This window comes from Oceanispirochaeta sp. M1 (genome assembly GCF_003346715.1).
Taxonomy (GTDB): Bacteria; Spirochaetota; Spirochaetia; order DSM-2461; family DSM-2461; genus Oceanispirochaeta.
In genome coordinates, this window is record NZ_QQPQ01000003.1 from 217,170 (window position 1) to 223,544 (window position 6,375).

The window sequence follows — 6,375 nt, forward strand, 5'->3', positions numbered from 1 at the left end:
CTATTATTTTTTTGCTTTAGAGCTCAACATCATAGACATGAACCGACCTTCCTGACGGGGAGGGCTGTCTATAAAATATGAACCTTCTTCAAGCAGTTCAAGCAATTTATCTAAAACAACTCTACCAAGTTCAGTATGTGCCATTTCACGGCCTCTGAATCGGATGGTTACTTTACATTTATTTCCGGCGTCCAGGAACTCCTGAACATGTTTAGTTTTGAAGGCAAGATCGTGTTTTTCGATCTTGGGCTGCATTCGGACTTCTTTGAGTTTAACCAGTGTTTGTTTTTTCTTTTGCTCACGGTTTTTCTTTTCAAGATCAAACTTGTATTTACCGTAATCCAGAATTTTACATACGGGGGGTTTAGACTGAGGAGCTACTTCCACCAGGTCGATACCGGCGTCTTTAGCCATTTCCAGAGCTTCTTTAGTTGCCACAATGCCCTTCTGGTTTCCCTCATCATCGATGAGTCTTACTTCTCGTACCCGGATCTGATCATTAATCCTTAAATCTTTAACAGCCAACATTTCTCCTTGGAATTATTCCTTTGAATAATACTCTTCCTTACTAAATTAAGTGAAAATATAACACAATCACCTGAGAAGAGTCAAAGGGCGGAACTTCCACTAACCTGAGGGAATATAAAGGAATAATGCGATTGTGTCCAGAGCGTAAACAGCTGTCGTTTAATAAGTCTTTAAATCATTCTTGTGTAATCCTCCGGAACATGATAATAATAACCTTAATATGATAGTTTTTTTACTGGCAGTTATGCCTTTTACTTACTGGGGTATTCAGTACCTTTTTGATCAGGACAATGTCCGCATGGCAGACAGAATTCTTCCGTTTTTTTACGGTTTTATCGCCGCAATACCGGTAATTCTGCTGGAATGGGCACTGGATGTCTATTTTCCTCTTAATTGGAATCCTATTGGGATATATGTTTATGTATTCTTTAATAAAGAGGGCATTCTCCTATACCCGATTCTGATCCTTCTTTTCCTTATATTCAGAAAAAAATCATATAGCGGAATACCTTTAAGAGAACTTACGGCCTGGTTTTGCGGTTTCTATTTTATGATCGCTCTCAGTGAGGCTCTTATTCTCAGGAACGCGGCTACTCCATTTGCTGCTTTATTGCTGCCTATGCTGCGAGTATTTACAGTCTTAATGATGACAACTTTGCTGGAACGTTCCCTTCACGCATATAGTAATATGATGAAAACCATTTATACAGTGTTGTATTTTACTGCGCCCTTGATACTGAATTTCATTCCTGTTCTGGATCTCCTGAATAAAACCATGTTATTTTACCTGGCCTTCTTTGTCTTTGGCGGAGTATCAACGGTTCTTTATTTTCTGGAATCCAGAGGCGATCTGTCCTGAGTTCTGAATGAAGAAGATCAGGAAGCACATATTTCTTTATCTGCTTTACTTGTATATAACAGTGCTCCTAATCTCCTGTTCCGGAAAGAAGGTCCTTTTCATTAATGACCCCTATTTTGATCATTTTGCCTCTTCTGCGCATAATTTTTATATGATTCGAAAGTCTTTTACCCTTATAAAAGGTGGATATCGCTGTGATTTTATTAATCCTGAAGAGTCCGAAGATTTATCACTTCAGATAAAGGAAGCTCTTGGGAGCGGTAAATATGATGCATTAATAACATTTTATTTAAGCTATCACTCACTGGAAATCCCCAAGGACTTTCCTGTAGTTCTGATCGGCGGAAGTCAGGAAATTCTATATCCATCACTAATTCAGATTGTGAGTTCTGATATGGAAGCTCTAAGATCTGTGGGGGAGGAACTCGAGATTCTCTGGATGGAGGAGGGGAGAATTCCTCTTACTGTATTCTGGGGAAAACCTCTTTATGCAGAAGAAGAGAGGCTTGTACTTGAAAACTCATGGAATGATGAAAACAGGCATATACTGCAGGAGAACTGGCTTAATCTGGATATAAACAGTGCAAACAGTGAAAAACGGCTTGAAGATTTTTTTAAAAAATATGATTTTGAATCATCGAAATATATTGTTTTTGCCTACTGTGCTCCAGTTTATAAGGAATTTATGCGTGTATTTCCCGAATATGAAGAATTACCACTTATACTGAATATTCCGGAGAACCCAGTTCTTCCTGAAAGCATCTATGGGTTTATTACTGAGGATTATCTTGGCCTTATATCGGAGGCGGTAAAGTCTCTGAAAGAAGATTCTCCGGGTGATATAATTAAAGTTGAAAATAAATTTATTAAGAAGTAAATATTTTTTTATGGAGAGAATGAGTCATCCTTCGTGGGAATAAAACCAAAAAATGGTTTGACATGAAATCGCCTGAGAAATATAATTCATCTTGTATAAAAATAAATTGTTTGTTTGAAAATTAATAAGGAGTATATAATGAGACGTGGCTGCCTGTTGATTTCAGGCTTGTTGGTGCTAACTCTCAGCACAGGGTTCCTGTTTGCTGACGAGAGAACTCTAAAGCTGGAAGCTGTTGTTGTCGAAAGTTTTGATGGTCCTGGTGATTCTACATTTGCCGATGGATCTGCTGTAAATTGGCAGGTGCGTGGTAGTAAGTTCTCCACAGAGGGATTTCCCCGAATGACCTACGTCCCTAATACATGGCCGGACGATCTTTTTGGTCCCTCACCTGAGAATCCAGAAGAACTTCAGGTTCTCGGTATTCATACACGTTATGACCGTATGGGCTATAATCAGGTAGAGATTGTACCCGGTGTTGGTGAAGGTGAAGACTGGGTTGCAAAACCACTGGACCTTCCCGGACGTGTAAAAATGGTTGATCTATGGGTTTGGGGTTCAAATTTCAAATATAGTATTGAAGCACACTTTATGGACTATGAAGGTCTCTCTTTCAGACTTGATCTGATCCAGTCTGATAATAAAAGAGTCCCCGGAAGCATTAAGTTTGTCGGTTGGAAAAATATGTATCTGGATATTCCCAGTTACATTAGGCAGTCTGTTGTTTACAAACCTGAACATAAAGGTTTAAGACTGACTAAATTTATAATCTATACACATCCTTCTGAAAAAGTAGATAACTTTTATGTTTATCTGGACAATCTTAAAATTATCACAGATAAGCATGAATCTTTCTATGACGGCTCCGGCCTGACTTCTCCAGAAAGGATTTCAGAAATCTGGGGTGAAGAGGGAGGAGAATAATCAATGAAGAAAACTATTTTATTGAGCCTGATTTTGACTATTGCCTTAAGTGGAATGATTTTTGCACAGGATGCCGGCGATCCTAATCCTGAACAGATCGGTATAAGCTCTGCTCAGCAGAAGCTGAAAGAAATTTCCGTATCTAAAATGGAAGATGCCGGACTCTGGTATGGAGTTATGGCTTCTGATGAAGGTCTGATTCAGATCAGACGTTTTGAAGGTTCTCCCATTGATAAAGAGCCTGTCGAAGGTGAAGAAGAAGCAGGTATTGATGAACCCGATATTAATGTATTGGGTGCAAAGGTTTCCTTTTATAGAAGAGGGATGAGTACTTTTTCTCTCAGACCTATAAGACCCCTTCCTATTGAAGGAATTACAAAGACTATCTCTGTATGGGTTGCCGGTAGAAACACCAATCATGTACTTCAGCTGGAAATATCCGACCATTTCGGAAATACAGCTTTTATCAACATGGGTAAACTCAACTTTGTAGGTTGGAAGAAAGTAACAGTATCTGTACCTCCTTCCATAGTACAGAGAGATTATCACTACAACAACAGAATGGGTATCACCATTCAGGGATTCAACATTCTCTGTGATCTGGATGAAACCTATGGTAGTTACTATATATATCTGGATGATATCAGAGCCGTTTCAGACCTCTTCGCTGAAGAGAGCAGAGATGAAGATGACATCCTTGATGCTTGGTGATCAATACGTCTTTTGAATAAATATAGGCTGTCCTGAAAAGGGCAGTTTTTTTTTGGTTCAATTTCAGGAGTCTTTATTTATGTTCTCATTATGCCGGGGGTTATGATAGAGATCAGGGATAAGAGAACAAGTCAGAAAAAATATCATTAAGTGCTGTGATTATAGCTTCAGGAAATTTATAATATTTTTTCCCACCTGATCTATCAGCTGTTCAAGGCTGATCCCTTTCTCTTCAGCCACACATTCATAGCTGTAGCCGATCATTCCCGGATGATTATCCCGTCCCCGTTTGGGATGAGGTGAAAGGTAGGGTGCATCAGTTTCAAGGAGTATTCGGTCCAGAGGAACTACTTTTAGGGCGTCTCTGATCTCCTGAGCGTTCTTGAAGGTCACATTGCCGGCAAATGATATGTAGTGACCCTTTTCAAGTGCTGTGTGCGCCAGTGACAATCCTCCGGGAAAACAGTGGAGTACGGCTCCCGATTTGAATTCCTTTGTTTTAATCCACTTTTCCATCTCAGACTCAGCATTTCTTATATGAAAAATTAGAGGTTTATCTGCCTTCTGTGCCAGCTCATAATGGAGTTCAAGCAGAGTGTATTGATCTTCGGGGCTGGAGTACTCTCTAAAAAAATCAAGCCCCGTCTCTCCCACCGCCTTGACCAGGGGATGAGCAATCTGCTTTTCCAGTGTTTCTGCATATTTTTCAGGCCATTCAGAAGAAGGGATATTAGGATGGATACCAGCGGCAAAATACAAATCACCATAGGATTCTTTCCATGATAGACGTTCTTCAAAATTCTCCAGTACGACCCCGGCATCAAGAAGGGTACCAGCTTCATTGTCATTAAGAAGTTTGAACACAGCCTGAAGGTCTATATCCTTTCGCTTCATCTCCATAATATGAAAATGGCTATCCGTCATGTTTTTCTGTATATTGCTTTCCATTGAATCATCCAATTAGTCTGTGAGTAAAAAAAATCCCTGCCGAAGCAGGGATTCCATAAACTATAAAAAGTCTGAATTATGCCTTACCGGCAGATCCCAGTACAGTTTCATTTTTAGCCTTGTACATTTCTTTCAAAGCATCTCTTGCAGGACCAAGATATTTTCTTGGGTCAAACTCTTCGGGCTTGTCTGCAAAAACTTTTCTGACAGCAGCAGTCATAACAATACGGCCATCTGAGTCAATGTTGATTTTACATACAGCAGATTTTGCTGCTCTTCTCAGCTGCTCTTCGGGTATACCTACAGAATCTTTCATTTTTCCGCCATTGGCATTGATTATAGCAATCTCAGCTGCGGGAACAGAAGATGATCCGTGAAGAACGATGGGGAATCCGGGTATTCTTTTTTCGATTTCTTCAAGTATATCGAAACGGAGGGGAGGTGGAATAAGAACGCCGTCAGCATTTTTTGTACACTGAGCAGGAGTGAACTTATTAGCTCCGTGAGAAGTTCCGATAGAGATAGCCAGTGAATCTACATTGGTTTTCTTTACGAATTCTTCTACTTCTTCGGGTCTAGTGTATGTAGATTTTTCAGCTACTACATCATCTTCAACACCTGCAAGAACTCCAAGTTCTGCCTCAACAGATACATCAAATTTATGAGCATACTCTACTACTTTTTTAGTAAGAGCAACATTCTCTTCGAAAGAGTGATGTGAAGCGTCAATCATTACAGAAGAGAATCCATTGTCGATACAGTCTTTACAAAGTTCGAATGTATCACCATGGTCCAGGTGCAGTGCAATAGGAATCTCACAGCCGAGTTCTTTTGCATATTCTACAGCACCTCTTGCCATGTTTCTCAGAAGAGTTGCATTGGCATATTTACGGGCACCGGAAGATACCTGTAGAATTACGGGTGATTTTGTTTCAACACAAGCCTGAATGATGGCCTGCATCTGCTCCATGTTGTTGAAGTTGTATGCGGGAATCGCGTATCCGCCATCTACAGCTTTTTTAAACATTTCTTTTGTATTAGATAATCCAAGATCTTTATAACTAGTCACTATTTACTCCTTAAAAGGTAAAGCTCTATTTGTATAGTTAAAATATAGGCATCCACGAAAATACTGTCAAGTCAAGAGCAATAATAAGTCCTTGTTGTTTTGAAAATTGGATCATATTTTACATATATGAAACAGTACGGAGAATTCTATACAAAAACGGATTGACCAAGGGCAACCAGACATGTAATATAGCTTTTGTGTCGCCGGTGTGGTGGAATTGGTAGACACCCGAGACTTAAAATCTCGTGGGCGCAAGCCCGTACCGGTTCAAGTCCGGTCACCGGCACAAACTTGAGAAGGCTAATTTGTTGTAAAAACGAATTAGCCTTTTTTTTAGTGCGCCCAGCAGGGTGCATCCACTTGGGAGTGAAAGTCTCCTGCAGACCCGATAGGGGGAACTGCTAGCTGAACAGCAAGGGTGTCCATTGTGAGGTGGAATCTGAAGGAAGCTGAACGCAA

General features: G+C 40.1%; 7 protein-coding genes and 1 tRNA gene. 4 read left to right on the top strand and 4 right to left on the bottom strand.

Going from position 1 to position 6,375, the window contains the following annotated elements:
• Nucleotides 1-3: 3 nt before the first annotated feature.
• The gene (gene infC, locus DV872_RS03190; RefSeq protein WP_114628402.1) at nucleotides 4-528 is read right to left on the bottom strand and encodes a translation initiation factor IF-3; all 525 of its coding nucleotides are present in this window, start codon (nucleotides 526-528) and stop codon (nucleotides 4-6) included.
• 220 nt (nucleotides 529-748) lie between these two features.
• Here infC and DV872_RS03195 point away from each other — a divergent pair, with 220 nt between their 5' ends.
• Nucleotides 749-1,387: a hypothetical protein gene (locus DV872_RS03195; RefSeq protein WP_114628403.1), complete on the top strand. Its 639-nt coding sequence runs from the start codon at nucleotides 749-751 to the stop codon at nucleotides 1,385-1,387.
• 672 nt (nucleotides 1,388-2,059) lie between these two features.
• On the opposite strand, the gene DV872_RS27215 is transcribed toward DV872_RS03195, so the two are convergent.
• Nucleotides 2,060-2,149: a hypothetical protein gene (locus tag DV872_RS27215; RefSeq protein WP_114628404.1), complete on the bottom strand. Its 90-nt coding sequence runs from the start codon at nucleotides 2,147-2,149 to the stop codon at nucleotides 2,060-2,062.
• A gap of 253 nt (nucleotides 2,150-2,402) precedes the next feature.
• On the opposite strand from DV872_RS27215, the gene DV872_RS03205 reads away from it, so the two are divergent.
• Together DV872_RS03205 and DV872_RS03210 are read left to right on the top strand one after the other, a co-directional pair.
• Entirely contained in the window at nucleotides 2,403-3,188 is a 786-nt protein-coding gene (locus DV872_RS03205) for a flagellar filament outer layer protein FlaA (protein ID WP_114628405.1), read from the top strand.
• 3 nt (nucleotides 3,189-3,191) lie between these two features.
• Nucleotides 3,192-3,899, top strand: a complete 708-nt coding sequence (locus tag DV872_RS03210) for a flagellar filament outer layer protein FlaA (RefSeq protein ID WP_114628406.1) — start codon at nucleotides 3,192-3,194, stop codon at nucleotides 3,897-3,899.
• A 159-nt stretch (nucleotides 3,900-4,058) separates the two neighbouring features.
• On the opposite strand, the gene DV872_RS03215 is transcribed toward DV872_RS03210, so the two are convergent.
• Both DV872_RS03215 and DV872_RS03220 read right to left on the bottom strand, forming a co-directional pair.
• Nucleotides 4,059-4,847: a TatD family hydrolase gene (locus DV872_RS03215; RefSeq protein ID WP_114628407.1), complete on the bottom strand. Its 789-nt coding sequence runs from the start codon at nucleotides 4,845-4,847 to the stop codon at nucleotides 4,059-4,061.
• A 76-nt stretch (nucleotides 4,848-4,923) separates the two neighbouring features.
• The gene (locus tag DV872_RS03220) at nucleotides 4,924-5,916 is read right to left on the bottom strand and encodes a class II fructose-bisphosphate aldolase (protein ID WP_114628408.1); all 993 of its coding nucleotides are present in this window, start codon (nucleotides 5,914-5,916) and stop codon (nucleotides 4,924-4,926) included.
• A 202-nt stretch (nucleotides 5,917-6,118) separates the two neighbouring features.
• Here DV872_RS03220 and DV872_RS03225 point away from each other — a divergent pair.
• A tRNA-Leu gene (locus DV872_RS03225) sits at nucleotides 6,119-6,202 on the top strand.
• Nucleotides 6,203-6,375: the final 173 nt, after the last annotated feature.